At 69.2% G+C, this 16,227-nt stretch carries 17 protein-coding genes; 8 read left to right on the top strand and 9 right to left on the bottom strand.

What is annotated here, in order from left to right:
* Positions 1 to 124 precede the first annotated feature (124 nt).
* From AC07SQ_RS20735 to AC07SQ_RS20700, 8 genes are all read left to right on the top strand, one after another.
* Complete coding sequence (locus tag AC07SQ_RS20735) at positions 125 to 946, top strand: creatininase family protein (protein WP_062479637.1); 822 nt, start codon at positions 125 to 127, stop codon at positions 944 to 946.
* 14 nt (positions 947 to 960) lie between these two features.
* A complete protein-coding gene (locus tag AC07SQ_RS20730; protein ID WP_495272699.1) occupies positions 961 to 1,770 on the top strand; it encodes an ABC transporter ATP-binding protein in 810 nt (269 codons plus the stop codon).
* Positions 1,748 to 2,632, top strand: coding sequence for an ABC transporter permease (locus AC07SQ_RS20725; RefSeq protein ID WP_216360118.1), 885 nt, complete (start codon positions 1,748 to 1,750; stop codon positions 2,630 to 2,632). The genes AC07SQ_RS20730 and AC07SQ_RS20725 overlap by 23 nt, the downstream gene beginning before the upstream one ends.
* Positions 2,604 to 4,001 carry an FAD-binding oxidoreductase gene (locus AC07SQ_RS20720; RefSeq protein ID WP_495272698.1) on the top strand — a complete coding sequence of 466 codons (1,398 nt, stop codon included), beginning with the start codon at positions 2,604 to 2,606 and terminating at the stop codon, positions 3,999 to 4,001. Before AC07SQ_RS20725 ends, AC07SQ_RS20720 begins: the two co-directional genes overlap by 29 nt.
* A gap of 57 nt (positions 4,002 to 4,058) precedes the next feature.
* Positions 4,059 to 5,087, top strand: coding sequence for an ABC transporter substrate-binding protein (locus AC07SQ_RS20715; protein ID WP_495272697.1), 1,029 nt, complete (start codon positions 4,059 to 4,061; stop codon positions 5,085 to 5,087).
* Positions 5,088 to 5,229: 142 nt separating this feature from the next.
* Complete coding sequence (locus AC07SQ_RS20710) at positions 5,230 to 5,823, top strand: NAD(P)H-dependent oxidoreductase (protein ID WP_062479647.1); 594 nt, start codon at positions 5,230 to 5,232, stop codon at positions 5,821 to 5,823.
* A gap of 21 nt (positions 5,824 to 5,844) precedes the next feature.
* Positions 5,845 to 6,807, top strand: coding sequence for a PDR/VanB family oxidoreductase (locus AC07SQ_RS20705; protein WP_492743089.1), 963 nt, complete (start codon positions 5,845 to 5,847; stop codon positions 6,805 to 6,807).
* Positions 6,804 to 7,454, top strand: a complete 651-nt coding sequence (locus AC07SQ_RS20700; RefSeq protein ID WP_489060683.1) for a TetR family transcriptional regulator C-terminal domain-containing protein — start codon at positions 6,804 to 6,806, stop codon at positions 7,452 to 7,454. Before AC07SQ_RS20705 ends, AC07SQ_RS20700 begins: the two co-directional genes overlap by 4 nt.
* Here the strand turns inward: AC07SQ_RS20700 and AC07SQ_RS20695 are convergent.
* The 9 genes from AC07SQ_RS20695 to AC07SQ_RS20655 form a co-directional block, all read right to left on the bottom strand.
* Positions 7,447 to 7,914 (bottom strand): RidA family protein, encoded by a 468-nt coding sequence (locus AC07SQ_RS20695; RefSeq protein ID WP_495272696.1) that lies wholly within the window; start codon positions 7,912 to 7,914, stop codon positions 7,447 to 7,449. The two genes, AC07SQ_RS20700 and AC07SQ_RS20695, sit on opposite strands and share 8 nt — an antisense overlap.
* Positions 7,911 to 9,119 carry an amidohydrolase family protein gene (locus AC07SQ_RS20690; protein WP_495272695.1) on the bottom strand — a complete coding sequence of 403 codons (1,209 nt, stop codon included), beginning with the start codon at positions 9,117 to 9,119 and terminating at the stop codon, positions 7,911 to 7,913. The genes AC07SQ_RS20695 and AC07SQ_RS20690 overlap by 4 nt, the downstream gene beginning before the upstream one ends.
* Positions 9,116 to 9,934 carry a 2-oxo-tetronate isomerase gene (gene otnI / locus AC07SQ_RS20685; protein WP_139700788.1) on the bottom strand — a complete coding sequence of 273 codons (819 nt, stop codon included), beginning with the start codon at positions 9,932 to 9,934 and terminating at the stop codon, positions 9,116 to 9,118. Before otnI ends, AC07SQ_RS20690 begins: the two co-directional genes overlap by 4 nt.
* A gap of 12 nt (positions 9,935 to 9,946) precedes the next feature.
* Positions 9,947 to 10,612 carry a class II aldolase/adducin family protein gene (locus tag AC07SQ_RS20680; RefSeq protein WP_070063255.1) on the bottom strand — a complete coding sequence of 222 codons (666 nt, stop codon included), beginning with the start codon at positions 10,610 to 10,612 and terminating at the stop codon, positions 9,947 to 9,949.
* Positions 10,609 to 11,892 carry a 3-oxo-tetronate kinase gene (otnK, locus tag AC07SQ_RS20675; RefSeq protein WP_495272694.1) on the bottom strand — a complete coding sequence of 428 codons (1,284 nt, stop codon included), beginning with the start codon at positions 11,890 to 11,892 and terminating at the stop codon, positions 10,609 to 10,611. Before otnK ends, AC07SQ_RS20680 begins: the two co-directional genes overlap by 4 nt.
* 3 nt (positions 11,893 to 11,895) lie before the next feature.
* On the bottom strand, positions 11,896 to 12,909 hold the full coding sequence (denD, locus tag AC07SQ_RS20670; RefSeq protein ID WP_495272693.1) for a D-erythronate dehydrogenase: 1,014 nt from the start codon (positions 12,907 to 12,909) through the stop codon (positions 11,896 to 11,898).
* Between the two features lie 43 nt (positions 12,910 to 12,952).
* The gene (gene ltnD / locus AC07SQ_RS20665; RefSeq protein WP_495272692.1) at positions 12,953 to 13,882 is read right to left on the bottom strand and encodes an L-threonate dehydrogenase; all 930 of its coding nucleotides are present in this window, start codon (positions 13,880 to 13,882) and stop codon (positions 12,953 to 12,955) included.
* A gap of 16 nt (positions 13,883 to 13,898) precedes the next feature.
* Positions 13,899 to 15,224, bottom strand: coding sequence for an MFS transporter (locus tag AC07SQ_RS20660; RefSeq protein ID WP_070063259.1), 1,326 nt, complete (start codon positions 15,222 to 15,224; stop codon positions 13,899 to 13,901).
* 157 nt (positions 15,225 to 15,381) lie between these two features.
* Positions 15,382 to 16,158, bottom strand: coding sequence for a FadR/GntR family transcriptional regulator (locus AC07SQ_RS20655; RefSeq protein WP_070063260.1), 777 nt, complete (start codon positions 16,156 to 16,158; stop codon positions 15,382 to 15,384).
* Positions 16,159 to 16,227 lie beyond the last annotated feature (69 nt).

Genomic DNA, 16,227 nt, shown 5'->3' with positions numbered 1-16,227 from the left:
GCAATTTTGATGGCATGCGGTTTGCTTGATAAAGATCAACGGGTATCCACGGATAGCCAGTCTTTTTTGACCGTATGGATAATTTAGCCCATCATCCCGTCCGCCCGCCACGAGGTACACCCCGATGAATCACCCCCCCTTGCGCAGCCGTTTCTGGTCCGACCTGACCAGTGAAGAGTTCTCCCGCCTCGACCGCGAACGGCTGATCGCCGTGCTGCCGGTGGGGGCGACCGAACAGCACGGCCCCCATTTGCCGATGTCGACCGACACCGCCACCATCGACGGCATGGTGCGCGCCAGCCTGCCCTACCTGCCCGACGACCTGCCGGTGCTGTTCCTGCCCACCGTGCCCTACGGCAAGAGCAACGAGCACTCGCGCTACCCGGGCACACTGACGGTGTCGGCGAACACGCTGATCTCGCTGTGGAAGGACGTCGGCGCCTGCGTCGCCAAGGCCGGCGTGCGCAAGCTGGTGCTCTACAACAGCCACGGCGGCCAGATGAGCGTCATGGACATCGTGGCGCGCGACCTGCGCGAAGAGCACGACATGATGGTCGTGGCCGCCAACTGGTACACGCTGGGCCTGCCCGAGGGCCTGTTCACCGCGCACGAAGGCAAGCACGGCATCCACGCCGGCGACCTCGAGAGCTCGGTGATGCTGCACCTCACGCCCGACTACGTGCGCAAGGATCAGTTCCAGAACTTCGGCTCCATGACCGAGCAGCTTGCGGCCGAGAACAAGTTCCTGTCGATCACGCCCAGCGGCAAGCTCGGCTGGCAGATGCACGACATCAACCCGGCCGGCGCCGCCGGCGACGCCACCCGCGCCAGCGCCGAGAAGGGCGCCGCGGTGCTCGACCACGTGGGCCAACGCTTCGTCGAACTGCTGCACGAGATCGACCGCTTCCCCCTCTCGCGCCTGGCCAACGTTCCGGCCTGGCGCTGACGCCAAGGAGTCCCATGGAAAGCACCACGCCATCCACGCCGCCCCTGGTCCGCCTGCGCAACGTCGGCAAGCGCTTTGCCAACGGCACGCTCGCCCTGCAGGGCATGACGCTCGACATCGGCGAACACGACTTCGTCAGCTTCCTGGGCCCCTCGGGCTGCGGCAAGAGCACCGCGCTGCGGCTGATCGCCGGGCTCACCCGCATCAGCTCGGGCGACATGCAATGGTCGGGCGCCAACACCGGCAGCGCCAAGGACAGCAAGAGCGACCGCGACCTGGGCTTCGTGTTCCAGGAACCCACGCTCATGCCCTGGACCAAGGTGTTCAACAACGTCTGGCTGCCGCTCAAGCTCGCGGGCATGAGCCGCGACGAAGCCGCGCCGGTGGTGCAGCACGTGCTGGAGCTGGTCGGCCTCTCGCGCTTTGCCGACGTGTACCCGCGCGAGCTCTCGGGCGGCATGAAGATGCGCGTGTCGATCGCGCGCGCGCTGGTCACGCACCCGCGCCTGCTGCTCATGGACGAGCCCTTTGCCGCGCTCGACGAAATGACGCGCATCAAGCTCAACAACGACCTGCTGGCCATCTGGCGCGAGCACCGCTTCTCGATCGTGTTCGTCACGCACAGCGTGTACGAGTCGGTCTACCTGTCGAACCGCATCGTCGTGATGGCGGCACGCCCGGGCCGCGTGATCGACGAGATCGCCATCGACGAGCCTTACCCGCGCGGCGAGGCCTTCCGCACCTCCAGCCGCTACAACGCGCACTGCACGGCTGTTTCGCAATCTCTGCACGGAGCGCTCCATGGCCTCGACATCGACCATTGAAACCGTGATGCCCCTCGACACCAACGAAGCCACGCCGTCCGCCGAGACGCTGCGCGCGCACGAAGACAAGCTGCGCCGGCGCGAGGCCACGCTGCGCATCGTCGTGCCGGTCGTCATCGTCGCGGCGCTGCTGCTGGTGTGGGAATGGATGGTGCGCGCCAACGACATCCCGCACTACATCCTGCCGGCGCCCTCGCTCATCCTGCGCACGCTGTTCGACAACTGGGGTTCGCTCTCGGGCGCGCTGTGGTTCACGGTGAAGCTCACGCTGCTCGCGCTGGGCGCCGCCATCGTCGGCGGCGTGCTGCTGGCGATTGCCTTCGCGCTGTTCAAGTGGGTGGAGATCGGCCTGTTCCCGATCGCCGTGATCCTGCAGGTGACGCCGATCATCGCGATCGCGCCGCTCATATTGATCTACGTGTCGAGCACCACCGCGGCGCTGCTGCTGTGCGCGTGGATCGTGGCCTTCTTCCCCATCTTGTCGAACACCGTCATCGGCCTGAAGAGCGCCGACAGCAACCTGCGCGACCTGTTCCAGCTGTACAAGGCCTCGCCCTGGCAGACCTTCCGCTACCTGCTGGCGCCCAGCGCGCTGCCGTACTTCATGGCGGGCCTGAAGATCGCCGGCGGCCTGAGCCTGATCGGCGCGGTGGTGGCCGAGTTCACGGCCGGCACGGCGGGCAAGGAAACGGGGCTGGCCTCGCGCATCCTCGAGTCGAGCTTCCGCACCGAGATCCCGATGATGTTCGCGGCGCTGCTGCTGGTGTCTCTGCTGGGCATCGTGATCTTCATCGTGTTCGCCGCCCTGTCGCGCCTCGTGCTCGGCCACTGGCATGAAAGCGAAATGCGCCGTGAACGCTAGAACCCCGCTGTCCACCGTCGACTGGGACGCCGTGCGCGAGGACCTGCGCGGCCTGAACGTGATCGCCACGCCCAGCCAGCGCAAGCAGCTGTCCAAAGACTTCTACTGGTACAGCCCCATCCTCACGGCGCAGCTCGCGGGCTGCGTGGCCGACCTCGTGGTCAAGGTCAGCACCGAGGACGACGTGCGCCAGGCCGCGGCCGTGGCCGCGAAGTGGAAGCTGCCGCTCACCGTGCGCGCGGGCGGCACCGGCAACTACGGCCAGTGCGTGCCGCTCGAAGGCGGGCTCGTGCTCGACGTGACGCAGATGTGCCGCGTGCTCGACCTGGCCGAGGGCCGCATCCGCGTCGAGGCCGGCGCGCGCATGCACGACATCGACCTGGCCGCGCGCGAGACCGGGCAGGCGCTGCGCATGTGGCCCTCGACCTGGCACGTGGCCAGCATCGGCGGCTTCATCGCGGGCGGCTTCGGCGGCATCGGCTCATTCCGACACGGCATCCTGCGCGACCCCGGCAACCTGCTGCGCGCGCGCGTGATGACGGTGGAGCGCGAGCCGCGCGTCATCGAGCTGGTGGGCGACGAGATCCAGCAGGTGCACCATGCCTACGGCACCAACGGCGTGATCCTCGACGTGGAAGTAGCGCTGAGCCCGGCGGTCGACTGGGTGCACTGCACGGCGCTGTTCGACACCTACCGCGGCGCGCTCGACTTCGGCATCGCCGCGCAGGCGCCCTCGCTGGACATCTTCCTGCTGTCGACCGTGGAGGCGCGCTTCTCGCCCTACTACACGGCCATGGGCGATCGCTTTCCGCCCGACCGGCACGCGGTGTTCACCATGGTCTCGCCCGACTCGATGGCCGAGTTCCGCGCGCTCGCGGCGGCGCACGGCGGCACCCTGTCGGTGGCCGGCACCGAGGCCGAATTGCAGGCCGAAGGCCTGCCGCCGGCCTACGAGTGCGCCTTCAACCACACGACGCTGCAGGCGCTGAAGGCCGACCGCAGCTGGACCTACCTGCAGGTGGCCTACGCCCAGCCCTTCGACCCGGCCGTGGTCGAGCGCCACATGCAGGTCTTCGGCGACGACGTGCTGCAGCACCAGGACTTCGCGCGCGCCAACGGCGAGTGCGGCACCTTCGGCATCCTGCTCGTGCGCTGGAAGGGCGAGGCCCACCAGTACGAGGTGATGCGCGAGATCGAGTCGCAGGGCGGCGCGCAGATCTTCAACCCGCACGTCTTCACCATCGAGGACGGCGGCATGAAGACCATCGACACGCAGCAGATCGAGTTCAAGAAGCGCAGCGACCCGATGGGCCTGATGAACCCCGGCAAGACGCGCGGCTGGACGCCCGACATGGCCGTCGAGCGCTGAAAAACAATTAGTCTTCGCATCCCGTCCCCACCCCAACCTCCACAGGAGTCCGTCCCCATGCGCATCCCCGCTTTCTCTCTTCGGCCGCTGGCCTTCGGCCTGGCCCTCGCAGGCGCCGCCTTCGCCGCACAGGCCCAGGACAAAGTGGTGTTCGCCACCAACTGGAAGGCGCAGGCCGGCCACGGCGGCTTCTACCAGGCGCTGGTGGACGGCACCTACAAGAAGTACGGGCTCGACGTGGAAATCATGCAGGGCGGCCCGATGGTCAACAACCGGCCCATGCTGCCGGCCGGCAAGGTCGACTTCCTGATGACCGGCAACCTGCTGCAGTCCTTCGACAACGTGAAGAACGGCGTGCCCACCGTGGTGGTCGCGGCCATCTTCCAGAAGGACCCGCAGGCCATGTTCGCCCACCCGGGCCAGGGCTACGACACCTTCAAGGACATGACCAAGGCGCCCGTGGCCTTCATCGGCAAGGACGGCCAGTTCAGCTTCTGGCAGTGGATGAAGTCGGAGCACGGCTTCAAGGATTCGCAGCTCAAGCCCTACACCTTCAACGTCGGCCCGTTCCTGGCCGACAAGAAATCCATTCAACAGGGCTACGCCATCTCGGAGCCGCTGTCGATCAAGGCCCAGGCCGGCTTCGACCCCGTGGTGCACCTCTTGGCCGACCACGGCTTCTCGACCTACGCCACCACCATCGAGACCCGCGCCGACCTCATCAAGACCAAGCCCGAGACGGTGCGCAAGTTCATCGAGGCCTCGATCGTCGGCTGGAACAACTACCTGTACGGCGACAACAAGGCCGCCAACGAACTCATCGCCAAGACCAACCCCGACGCCACGCCGGCCGCGCTGCAGGGCTCCATCGATCTCATCAAGAAGATGGGCATCATCGACAGCGGCGACTCGCTCACCAAGGGCATCGGCGCCATGGACGAAGCACGCGTGAAGGACTTCTACGACAAGATGGTCAAGGCCGGCCTGTACAAGCCGGGCGAGATCGACCTGTCGAAGGTCGCGACCACGCAGTTCGTCAACAAGGGCGTGGGTGTCGACATCCGCAAGAAGCTCACCGGCAAGTAATTCGCTTCGTTTTTTCCCGTGGGTCGCGCGGGGCTTGCGCCGGGGTCAGATGCCGGCGCCTGGGTTGCCATAAGGCACTGCGCGGCCTTTGTTCCCTTGGGCTCTGACCCCGTCTCGCCGAACAGGCGAACCGGCCCGAACCATGAAAACGCTCGTCGTCCATTGCCATCCGAACCCTGACAGCTTCAACCACGCGCTGTACCGCACCGCCCTCGAGGCCCTCACGCCGCGACATCCCGTCAAGGCCATCGACCTGTACGCCGAGGGCTTCGACCCGACGCTGACACGCGAAGAGCGCATCGCCTACCTCGACAACCCCGAACTGATCCGCGAACGCGTGAAACCCCACGTCGAAGCGCTGCTGTGGGCCGAGCACCTGGTGTTCGTGTACCCCACCTGGTTCCATGGACCGCCGTCCATGCTCAAGGGCTGGCTCGAGCGCGTGTGGCTGCCGGGCGTGGCCTTCCTGCCCGCCGAGCGCAAGGGGCAACTCGCGAAGTCGGGCATGCGGCACATCCGCCGGCTGACGGTGGTGACCACCGGCGGCTCGCCGCGCTGGTTCGTGATGGCCATCGGCGACCCGGGGCGGCGGCTGTTCACGCGCGCGCTGCGGGCGCTGTTCGCGTGGCGCTGCAAGGTGACGTGGCTGCAGCTGCACGACATGAACGCCGTCACCGACCGCGACCGCACCCATTTCATCGCGCGCGTGGCGCGCACGCTGCACAACATCCAGTAGACACGCAGGGAGACACACACCATGAGCCTCGAACGCACGCTGACCGTCCGTGTCGAACGCATCTCGCGGCAGACGCCGGAAATTTTGGCCTTCGAGCTGGCGCATCCGTGGGGCCGGCCGCTGCCCGGCTACGAGGCCGGTGCGCACATCGACGTGCACATGCCCGGCGGCTTCTCGCGCCAGTACTCGCTGGCGCGCGCGCCCTCGGGCAGCGGCGGCTACGTGATCGGCGTGAAGCGCGAGCACGCCAGCCGCGGCGGCTCGGCCTCGATGCACGAGCGCGTGCGCGAGGGCGACCTCATTGCGATCAGCGCACCGCGCAACACCTTCCCGCTGCGCGCCGAAGCCCGCCGCCACCTGCTGCTGGCCGGCGGCATCGGCATGACGCCGCTGCTGGCCATGGCGCAGGCGCTGGCCGCGCGCGGCGCCGACTTCACGCTGTGCGTGTTCGCGCGCAGCGAGGAACACCTGGCCTTCGCCGAGGCGCTGCACGCGCCCGCGCTGGCGCCGCACCTGAGGCTGCACCTGGACCAGGGCGATGCGACGCAACGCATCGACCTGCGCGCCCTGCTGGCCGAGCGCACGCCCGACACGCACCTGTACGTGTGCGGCCCCGGCGGCTTCATGCAGGCCGTGCGCGAGGCCGCCGCGCACTGGCCCGAGGACGCGCTGCACACCGAGTACTTCGCCGCGCCCACCGGCACGGCCGCCGCCACCACCGGCCTGCCCTTCACGCTGAAGCTGGCGCGGCGCGGCATCGAGGTGCCGGTCGCGGCCGACCAGACCGCGGTCGACGCACTGCACGAAGTGGGCATCGACATCCCCGTGTCCTGCCAGCAGGGCCTGTGCGGCACCTGCGTGGTCGAGGGCGACGGCGAAGGCGCCGAGCACCGCGACTTCTGCCTCACGGGCACCGAGCGGCGCACCAAGGTGGCGCTGTGCTGCTCGCGCGCCAAGGGCCCCGACCTGGTGCTGCAGCTGTGAGCGTGACGGACACCGACAGCGAAGCCCCCGCCACGCGCGGGCGATCGCGCAAGTACACGCAGGTGCTGGGCCTCATCAACCAGGCCGCCATCGAGGTGTTCGCCAGCGAAGGGCTGGCCGGCGCCTCCACGCAGGCCATCGCCGACAAGGCGGGCCTGTCGAAGGCGCAGCTGCACTACTACATCGAGAGCAAGGAGGCGCTGTACCGCCAGGTGCTGCAGGACATCCTGACCGACTGGATCGTGGTGTTCGGCTTCAGCGACGAGGCCTTCGGCCCGCGCAAGGTGCTGGGCGACCTGATCCAGCGCAAGATGATGTTCTCGTTCGAGCACCCGCTGCGCTCGCGCATCTTCACCGCCGAGATGATGCGCGGCGCGCCCGTCATCAACAGCATGATGGACACGAGCAAGCAGCGCACCGACCAGGCCGCCGCCGTGATCCAGAACTGGATGAACCAGGGCCTGATGGACACCGCCGACCCGATGCTGGTGCTGTTCCACATCTGGGCCGTGACGCAGTTCTACGCCGACCACGCCACGCAGGCCGCCTACTACCGCAACACGGCGCAGCAGGGCGAGGACAAGGACCGCCGCTACCTGATCGAGCAGGTGACGGAGTTCCTGCTCAAGGGCGCGGGCGTCAAGTAGCCGCGCGCTGCGGCAGGTACATGGTGGCTTCGACCTCGACGAACACCTCGTCGCCCGGCAGGAAGCGCGACACCTCGACCACCGTGCTCACCGGCGGCTCGCCCGGATAGAACAGGCCGCGCACGCGGTTGTAGAAGGCGTAGTGCGGCAGGTGGCGGAAGTACTGCACCAGCTTCACCACGTCTTCCATGGTGCCGCCGTGCTCGGCCGCGATCTGGCGGATGCGCTCCAGCACGAACCAGCTCTGCGCCACGATGGGCGCCTCGAAGATGTCGACCGACATCTGGCCCGTGGCATAGCCCACGCCCTGCAGCGCGGTGCGGGCTTCTTCCGGGATGGCGTCGTAGCCGGCCACCGCACGGCGCGTGGCCGGGTCGACGGCGACCACGCCGCTCATGAAGACGAAATCGCCGACGCGCTTGGCGGCGGCATAGTTGGCCATCGGCTTGCCCATGCTCATGGTGTGTTCTCCAGTGCCCGGCCTGCACGGTAGACGGTGCGTTGCCGTCCGCGCGGGCCGATGAGTTCGTGTTCGTCGGTGGCGGCCAGCACCACCAGGTCGGCCGGGCAGCCCGGTGCGATGCGGCCGTCCCACGCGAGGCCCAGCGCCTTGGCGGGGTTCACGGTGATGGTGTCGAGCCAGTCGGCGGCAGGCGCGAGGTGCGCCATCTGCACGCCCAGGCCGAAGGTCTCGAGCAGGTCGTAGCTGCCGTAGGGATAGAAGGCGTCCTGCACGTTGTCGGTGGCCAGGCTAGCGCGCAGGCCGTGCGCCGCGGCCTCGCGGATGCGCGTGATGCCGCGCGCCACGGGCGTGCGGTCCCACGCGCCCTGCAGGTAGAGGTTGGTGGTCGGCAGCGCGACCAGGTGCAGCCCGGCGCCGGCGCACAGCGTGAGCGTCTCGGCGGCCACCGCGTCGTCCTGCACCGAGAGCGAGCAGGCGTGGCCGCAGACCACGCGGCCCTTGAAGTCGCGCGCGCGCACCAGCTGCGCGATGCTGCGCAGGCCGCTGGCGTCGGTGTCCAGGCCTTCGTCGACGTGGAAGTCGAGCCCCAGCCCGTGCTGCTGCGCGAGGTCGAACACGCGGCCCAGCTTGGCGAAGAGGCCGTCGTTGCGGTAGATGAAAGCGCCCAGCGAACCGCCCGCGCGCTTCACGTCGCGCGCGATGCGCTCGCCAGCCGCGAGGTCGGCGAACACGTCGAGCGGCACGAGCGCGACGAACTGCAGTTCGATGCGGCCGGCCCATTCTTCGCGCAGCGCCTCGAACACGGCCAGCGCGGCCGGCGGTTCGGGCTCGACCCAGTCCAGGTGCGTGCGCAGCGCGCGCGTGCCGGCGCGCCAGGCCTCGTGCAGCGCGCGCTCCATGCGCAGGCGCAGCGAGGCGCCGGTCCAGCTCGCGCGGTGGCGGCCCATGCGTTCGATGGCGGTGAACAGGTCGCCCTGCGCGGCGCCGACGTCCTGCACGGTGAAGTTCTTGTCGATGTGCGCGTGCGCCTCGACGAGCGCGCTCAGCAGCGTGCCGCGCGCCTGCGTCTGCGAGGCGCTGGGTTCGATGGCCGCGACCTTGTCGCCGTCGATCGTGACGTCGAAGACCTGCGCGTCGCCCGCCGCTGCAAAGCCCCGCAGCGGCGCCGGAATGCGCAGCGCTTCGAGCGTCGTGGTCGTCATGCGCGCTGGCGCCAGTCGCGCAGCCAGCCCAGGCCGGCCGAGGTGCCGCCGGGCTCCATGCCGCGGCGCGGGCGGTACTCGCAACCGACCCAGCCCTGCCAGCCGCACTGCGCCGAAACTTCGTCGATCACGCCGAAGAGGTAGTCGTAGTTCTGCTCGCCCACATCGGGCTCGTGGCGCTCGGGCACGCCCGCGATCTGCAGGTGGCCGACGCGGCCGGTCGGCAGGTACTGGCGCAGCTTCATCGCCACGTCGCCTTCGACGATCTGGCAGTGGTACAGGTCCATCTGCACCTTGAGGTTCGCGGCGCCGACCGTCTCAACGATCTGGTGCGCATGGTCCTGCCGGTTGAGGAAGAAGCGCGGAATGTCGCGCGTGTTGATCGGCTCGATCAGCACGTCGCGCCCGGCCTTCGCGGCCTCGGCCGCGGCCCAGCGCAGGTTCCCGACATAGACGGCTTCTGCGGCCTCGCGCGTGAGGTTGTCGGGCACGAGGCCGGCCATGACGTGGATGCGCGGGCAGTCGAGCGCCACGGCGTAGTCGATGGCTTTCGCAATGCCTTCGCGGAACTCGCCCTCGCGCCCCGGCAGGCAGGCCAGGCCGCGCTCGCCGCCGGCCCAGTCGCCGGGCGGGCCGTTGAACAGCACCTGCTGCAGGCCGTTGTGCTTCAGGCGGGCGACGATTTCCTCTTTCGAGAAGTCGTAGGGAAAGAGGTACTCGACGGCCTGGAAGCCGTCTTTCGCGGCGGCGTCGAAGCGGTCGAGAAATGCGAGCTCCGGGTAGAGCATCGAGAGGTTGGCGGCGAATTGGGGCATGGGGTGTTTGTACTACCAGCGCGCACCGAAAGTGCGGCGCAGTTCATCGATCTGGTCGGGGGCGAGCGGTGCGGGCCGGGTGGCCTGCGTGAGCATCTGCAGGCGCGCGGTTTCTTCCAGCTCTTCGAGCACGGCCATCGCGGCGGCCGGCGTCTCGTGCCAGACGTTGGGGCCCAGGCGCGCGAGCATCGCCGCGCGGATCGGCGTGCCGGCCGCGCCGTAGCGCGCGATGGTCTGCGCCACCTGCTCGGCCGCCTCGGGCGCGCCGGGACGGTGGTACGGGATGACCGGCACATGGCCGACCTTCATCACGAAGTAGGGCGTGAGCGCGGGCAGCAGTTCGGCTTGCGGGTTGCCCAGGGTCAAGGCGACGCAGTGCGTGCTGTGCGTGTGGATCACGCAGGCCGTGGCGGCATCGAAGCCGCGCGCGGCGGCGTAGATGCGCGTGTGCAGCGCGATGGTCTTGCTGGCGCGGTCGCCGCCGGTCTGCTGGCCTTGGGCATCGAGCCGTGCGAGCCGCGCGGGGTCGAGAAAACCCAGGCAGGCGTCGGTCGGCGTGATGAGAAAGCCGTCGTCCAGCCGCACACTGATGTTGCCGGCCGTGGCGTGCACGTAGCCGCGCTCGAACAGGCTGCGGCCGACGCGGCAGATTTCGTCGCGGGCTTCGTTCTCGGTCATGCGAGCACTGTAAAAGCTTTGGTGAAGAAATCGTCGCTGCCGAAGTTGCCCGACTTCAGCGTGATGTGCAGCCCCGCTTCGGGCGCCGCATCGCAGCGCGCATGGCACCACGGCACGCCGGGGTCGATCTGCGGACCGATCTGCATCTGCGCGATGCCCAGCGCCTGCACGCAGGCGCCCGAGGTCTCGCCGCCGGCCACCACCAGCTGGTGCACGCCGCGCTCGACCAGGCCGCGCGCAATGGCGGCGATGGTGCGTTCGACCATCGCACCGGCTTCTTCCACGCCGAGCCGCCCCTGCACCGACTTCACGGCACCGGCTTCGGCGGTCGAGTAGACGAGCACGGGGCCCTTGTCGATGAGCGGTGCGGCCCAGGCCAGCACTTCGGCCGTCACGTCCACGCCCGCCGCGATGCGCAGCGGGTCGATGGCCATGGCCGCGCCGCCGCGCTGGATGAAGTCGAGCACCTGCCGGTTGGTGGCGAGCGAGCAGCTGCCCGACACCACCGCCGTCTTGCCGCCGGCCTTCGGCAACGCGCTGGCCTGCGACGACGGCGCGAGGCCGAAGTTGGCCGGCAGGCCGATGGCCACGCCCGAGCCCGCCGTGAGCAGCGGCAGCTTCGCGAGCGCCGGGCCCATGCGCAGCAGGTCGTCGTTCGACACGGCGTCGACGATGGCGATCGACACGCCCTCGGCCTTCAGCTGCGCGATGCGTTCTTCGATGGCCGCTGCGCCGCGTGCGACCACCGCGTGGTCGATCAGCCCCACCTTGCGCGTGCACTGCGCCTGCAGCACGCGCACGAGGTTCGGGTCGGTCATCGGCGTGAGCGGATGGTTCTGCATGCCGCTCTCGTTGAGCAGCACGTCGCCCGCGAACAGGTAGCCCTTGAACACGGTGCGCTTGTTGTCGGGGAAGGCGGGCGTGGCGATGGTGAAGTCGCAGCCCAGCGCGTCCATCAGCGCCTCGGTCACGGGGCCGATGTTGCCCCTGACCTCGCCGGTGAAGGTGCTGTCGAAGGTGGAGCAGTACTTGAAGTAGATCTGCTGCGCGCCCTGCGCCTGCAGCCAGCGCAGCGCATCGAGCGACTGCGCGATGGCCTCGGCCGGCGCGATGGTGCGCGACTTGAGCGCGACCACGACCGCATCCACGTCGGCATCGAGCGGGCCGGTGGGCACGCCGATGGTCTGCACCACGCGCATGCCGGCGCGCACGAGGTTGTTGGCCAGGTCGGTGGCGCCGGTGAAGTCGTCGGCGATGCAGCCGAGCACGAGCTTCGCCATCGCTCAGCCCTTCAGCGCCAGCGTGACCGCCTGCGCGTTCTCGCGCACGTAGTCGCGCAGGATGGCGTCGAAGCTGGCGTCGGCCTTCAGGCCCAGGGCCTCGGCGCGCGCGGCATGGATGCGGCTGGGCCAGCTGGTGACGATCTTCGCGATGGCGGCGTCGGGTTCCCAGTCGATGAGGGCGGTGGCCTCGGCGCCGGCGATGCGCTCGAGCGCCTGCGCCATCTCGCGCACGGTGGTGGTCAGCGCGGGCAGGTTGACGGCGGTGCGCGCGCCCCATTCGGCGGCGCCGGCGGTGGCCGCGCGCACGATGCCGGCGACGGTGTTGCCGGGCGAGGCCAGCGCGACCGGCGTTTCGGGCGCCACGGGGCAGCGTGCGCGCACGCCGGCCAGCGGCTCGCGCAGCATGCCGCTCAGGAAGCTGGAGGCTGCGCCGTTCGGGCGGCCCGGGCGCACCGACACCGTCATGAGCCGCACGTTGCGGCCCTGCACGAAGCCCTTGCGCGTGTAGTCGGCCACCAGCTGCTCGCCGATGAACTTCTGGATGCCGTAGCTGTTCTGCGGCGTGGGCAGCGTGGTGTCCTCGATCACCGCGGGCAGGCGCTGCTCGGGCGAATCGCCGAAGACGGCGACGGAGCTGGAGAACACGAACACGGGCGCATGGCCCGCGCTGCGGCAGGCGTCGAGCAGGGCGCGCGTGGTGTCCAGGTTGCTGCGCATGCCGAGGTCGAAGTCGGCCTCGCACTCGCCGCTCACGGCGGCGGCGAGGTGGAACACGGCGTTGGTGTCGGCCAGCGGCAGCGCGCCGTTGGCGGCCTGCTCGTACAGGTCGCCCTGCACGAACTGGATGCGCGCGTCGGCGGCGAGGTCGGCGGGCGGCGGCACGCGGTCGGCGAGCGTGATGCGTGCGATGTCTTGAGGCTGGCCGCCGGCCAGTGCGAGCGGGCCGCCGGCGAGCAGGGTGCGGGCGAGGCGGGCGCCGAGGAAGCCGCAGCCGCCGGTGATGAGAACGTTCATGGTGTGTGTCTTTCCTGGGTCGGTGGAGCGCTCGCGCTCGATGTTATTTTTTCGATTCTTTCGCAGCGGGCAGTTCGATGCCCGGGAAGATCTTGATGACCGCGCTGTCGTCCTCGCGCGCGAAGCCGGCCGTGGAGGCCTGCATGAACATCTGGTGCGCGGTGGACGACAGCGGCAGCGGAAACTTGCTGGCGCGCGCCACGTCGAGCACCAGGCCCAGGTCCTTCACGAAGATGTCGACGGCCGACAGCGGCGTGTAGTCGCCCGCCAGCACGTGGGCCATGCGGTTCTCGAACATCCAGCTGTTGCCGGCGCTGTGGGTGATGACCTCGTACAGCGCGTCGGGGTTCACGCCTTCGCGCAGGCCCAGTGCCATCGCTTCGGCGGCGGCGGCGATGTGCACGCCGGCCAGCAGCTGGTTGATGACCTTCACCTTGCTGCCCGCGCCGGCCGAATCGCCCAGGCGGTAGACCTTGGCGGCCATGGCGTCGAGCATGGCGCCGGCCTTCTCATAGGCCGCGGGGGTGCCGGCGGTCATCATCGTCATCTGGCCGCTGGCGGCCTTGGCGGCGCCGCCGGAGATCGGTGCGTCGAGGTACAGGACGCCCTGCTGCGCGAGGCGCGCTTCGAGCGCCACCGACCAGTTCGGGTCGACGGTGGAGCACATCACGAACAGGCTGCCGGGCTTCATCGACGCCGCGCAACCGGGCGTGGTGCCGTCGCCGAACAGCACCGACTCGGTCTGCGCCGCGTTGACGACCACGCTGACCACGATGTCGCACTGCGCGCCGAGCGCGGCCAGCGTGTCGCAGGCGGTGCCGCCTTCGCGCGCGAAGGCTTCGGCCACGCCGGGGCGCACGTCGAACACATGCGGCGCATGGCCCGCGCGACGCAGCGATTGCGCCATGCCGCTGCCCATGGCGCCCAGGCCCACGAGGCCGACGACGGGGGTGTTGGTGGAAGAAGAAGTCATGTCGTGCGTCCTTCGATCAGCGGTTGACCAACTGCTTGGGCGTGAGCCACACGCCGATGGCGCCGAGCACCAGCGCGCCGGCCAGCACGTACATGCCGATCTGCGTGCTGCCCGTGAGGTCCTTCAGGTAACCGATGAGGTACGGGCTCACGAAGCCCGCGAGGTTGCCCACCGAGTTGATGACCGCAATGCCAGCGGCCGCCGCCGTGCCCGAGAGGAAGGCGGTGGGCAGCGACCAGAACAGCGGCGCGCAGGTGAGCACGCCGGCCGCGGCGAGCGACAGGAAGGTCAGCGACACGACCGTGTTCTGTGTGTACGAGGCCGCGACCGTGAAGCCCACGGCGCCCATCATCGCGGGAATGATCAGGTGCCAGCGGCGCTCGCGGCGCGCGTCGGCACTGCGGCCGAACAGGTTCATCGCGACGATCGCGCACAGGAACGGAATGGCGCTCAGCAGGCCGATGTTGAAGTTGCCCTGCACGCCCGTGGCTTTCACCAGCGTGGGCAGCCAGAAGGTCAGCGCGTACTGGCCCATGACGAAGGCGAAGTAGATGAGCGCCATCCACCACACGCGCGCGTCGCGGAACATCGCGCCCACCGAGTGCGGGCCCTTGGCGCCGTGTGCCTGGTCGCGGTCGACCTCGCGCTGCAGCAGGTTCTTCTCTTCAGGCGAGAGCCAGCGTGCGTGCTTGATGCCGTTGTCCAGGTAGAACAGCACCATCACGCCCACCAGCACGGCGGGAATGGCTTCGATGATGAACATCCACTGCCAGCCGTGCATGGCCGACACGCCGTGGAAGGCGTCCATGATCCAGCCCGACAGCGGGTTGCCGAAGATGCCCGCCACGGGAATCGCCGACATGAACACCGCGATGATCCGCGCGCGCCGGTGCGACGGGTACCAGTGCGTCAGGTACAGGATCACGCCGGGGTAGAAGCCGGCCTCGGCCACGCCGAGCAGGAAGCGCAGGATGTAGAAGCTGGTCGGCGTTTCCACGAACACGAAGCAGGCCGACAGCAGGCCCCAGGTGATCATGATCCGCGCGATCCACACGCGCGCGCCCACGCGGTTGAGCAGCAGGTTGCTGGGCACCTCGAACAGGAAGTAGCCCAGGAAGAAGATGCCGGCGCCCAGGCCGAACACGGTTTCGCTGAAGCCGAGGTCCGCGCCCATCTGCAGCTTGGCGAAGCCGACGTTTACGCGGTCGAGGTACGCGACCACGTAGCACAGCATCAGGAAGGGCACGAGGCGCCAGAACACCTTGGCGTAGGCGCGTTTTTCGAGCGCGGCGTCGGGCGCGTCAGCCGCGAGGGGCGCGCCGGCCTGGAGGGTGGAAGTCATTGGGAGGGAGTCCGCTGGATGAAAAAACGGGGCCGTCCCGTCACCCTGCGGCGCGGTCGCCCCTTACTTGTCAGGTCATCATACAAATTTAAGACAAGCTCCCGGATACGGGATAACCCGCACATTCTGCCCTCTTCAGAAAATCGTAAGCGTGGGCTTACTTGCCTGCTGGCCAGCCTTCGACCAGGGGTCGGGCGAGCTGGGCGCCTTCCTGCTGCCAGAACGCCGGGTCGGCCTGCTCGATGCGGCGGATGGCGTTGTCCATGTGGGCCTTGGCGGCTTCGCGCGCGGCCAGCGGGTCGCCGGCGTCGATGGCCTCGACGATGCGCGCGTGTTCCTGCGCCACTTCGCGCACGAAGTCGGCACGGCGCGCCTCGTTGGCGCGCGTGACGCGGGTGGCGCCATGCAGGAACTGCCGCAGGTACTGCAGCGTGCCGATGAGGAAGGGGTTGCGCGCGGCCTCGGCGATGGCGCGGTGAAAGCGCACATCCTCGTCGGCCCCGTTGCCGCCCATCGACACCGCCGCGTGCAGCGCATCGATGGCGTCGCGGATGCGCAGCATGTCCTCGGGCGTGCGGCGCTCGGCCGCGAGCGCGGCCACCTCGGCCTCGAGCGCACGGCGCAGCTCGACCATCTGCACCACCGCTTCGCGCGAGGCCACATGCGGCATCTCGAAGCGCAGCGGCTCCACCCCGGCAGCGCGCACGTACACGCCGCTGCCCTGGCGCGAATCGACCAGCCCGAGCGACTTCAGCCGCGACACCGCCTCGCGCACCACCGTGCGGCTCACGCCGAACTGGGTGGCCAACGCGGTCTCGGTGGGCAGCCGGTCGCCTTCCGACAGGCGCCCGCTGCGCACCTCGGCCACGAGCGCTTCCGCCACCTGGTCGGCCAGGCGGACGGCGGGAGCAAGGGACTGAAAGCGGGCGGTCATGGGCGCGGGAAGGCGGTGGGGCCTGCGACTCTAACGCAGGCACCGCACCGTCACGCCGCATGGCCGCGC

Source organism: Variovorax sp. GW821-FHT06D12 (assembly GCF_059419205.1).
This window is presented reverse-complemented; position numbering and strand designations above follow the sequence as displayed.

What these genes read in the sequence shown, in the direction of transcription:
- AC07SQ_RS20735 (WP_062479637.1), top strand. Translation starts at nt 125, where the DNA reads ATGAATCACCCCCCCTTGCGCAGCCGTTTCTGGTCCGACCTGACCAGT.
- AC07SQ_RS20730 (WP_495272699.1), top strand. Translation starts at nt 961, where the DNA reads ATGGAAAGCACCACGCCATCCACGCCGCCCCTGGTCCGCCTGCGCAAC.
- AC07SQ_RS20725 (WP_216360118.1), top strand. Translation starts at nt 1,748, where the DNA reads ATGGCCTCGACATCGACCATTGAAACCGTGATGCCCCTCGACACCAAC.
- AC07SQ_RS20720 (WP_495272698.1), top strand. Translation starts at nt 2,604, where the DNA reads ATGAAAGCGAAATGCGCCGTGAACGCTAGAACCCCGCTGTCCACCGTC.
- AC07SQ_RS20715 (WP_495272697.1), top strand. Translation starts at nt 4,059, where the DNA reads ATGCGCATCCCCGCTTTCTCTCTTCGGCCGCTGGCCTTCGGCCTGGCC.
- AC07SQ_RS20710 (WP_062479647.1), top strand. Translation starts at nt 5,230, where the DNA reads ATGAAAACGCTCGTCGTCCATTGCCATCCGAACCCTGACAGCTTCAAC.
- AC07SQ_RS20705 (WP_492743089.1), top strand. Translation starts at nt 5,845, where the DNA reads ATGAGCCTCGAACGCACGCTGACCGTCCGTGTCGAACGCATCTCGCGG.
- AC07SQ_RS20695 (WP_495272696.1), bottom strand. Translation starts at nt 7,914, where the DNA reads ATGAGCATGGGCAAGCCGATGGCCAACTATGCCGCCGCCAAGCGCGTC.
- AC07SQ_RS20690 (WP_495272695.1), bottom strand. Translation starts at nt 9,119, where the DNA reads ATGACGACCACGACGCTCGAAGCGCTGCGCATTCCGGCGCCGCTGCGG.
- otnI (WP_139700788.1), bottom strand. Translation starts at nt 9,934, where the DNA reads ATGCCCCAATTCGCCGCCAACCTCTCGATGCTCTACCCGGAGCTCGCA.
- AC07SQ_RS20680 (WP_070063255.1), bottom strand. Translation starts at nt 10,612, where the DNA reads ATGACCGAGAACGAAGCCCGCGACGAAATCTGCCGCGTCGGCCGCAGC.
- otnK (WP_495272694.1), bottom strand. Translation starts at nt 11,892, where the DNA reads ATGGCGAAGCTCGTGCTCGGCTGCATCGCCGACGACTTCACCGGCGCC.
- denD (WP_495272693.1), bottom strand. Translation starts at nt 12,909, where the DNA reads ATGAACGTTCTCATCACCGGCGGCTGCGGCTTCCTCGGCGCCCGCCTC.
- ltnD (WP_495272692.1), bottom strand. Translation starts at nt 13,882, where the DNA reads ATGACTTCTTCTTCCACCAACACCCCCGTCGTCGGCCTCGTGGGCCTG.
- AC07SQ_RS20660 (WP_070063259.1), bottom strand. Translation starts at nt 15,224, where the DNA reads ATGACTTCCACCCTCCAGGCCGGCGCGCCCCTCGCGGCTGACGCGCCC.
- AC07SQ_RS20655 (WP_070063260.1), bottom strand. Translation starts at nt 16,158, where the DNA reads ATGACCGCCCGCTTTCAGTCCCTTGCTCCCGCCGTCCGCCTGGCCGAC.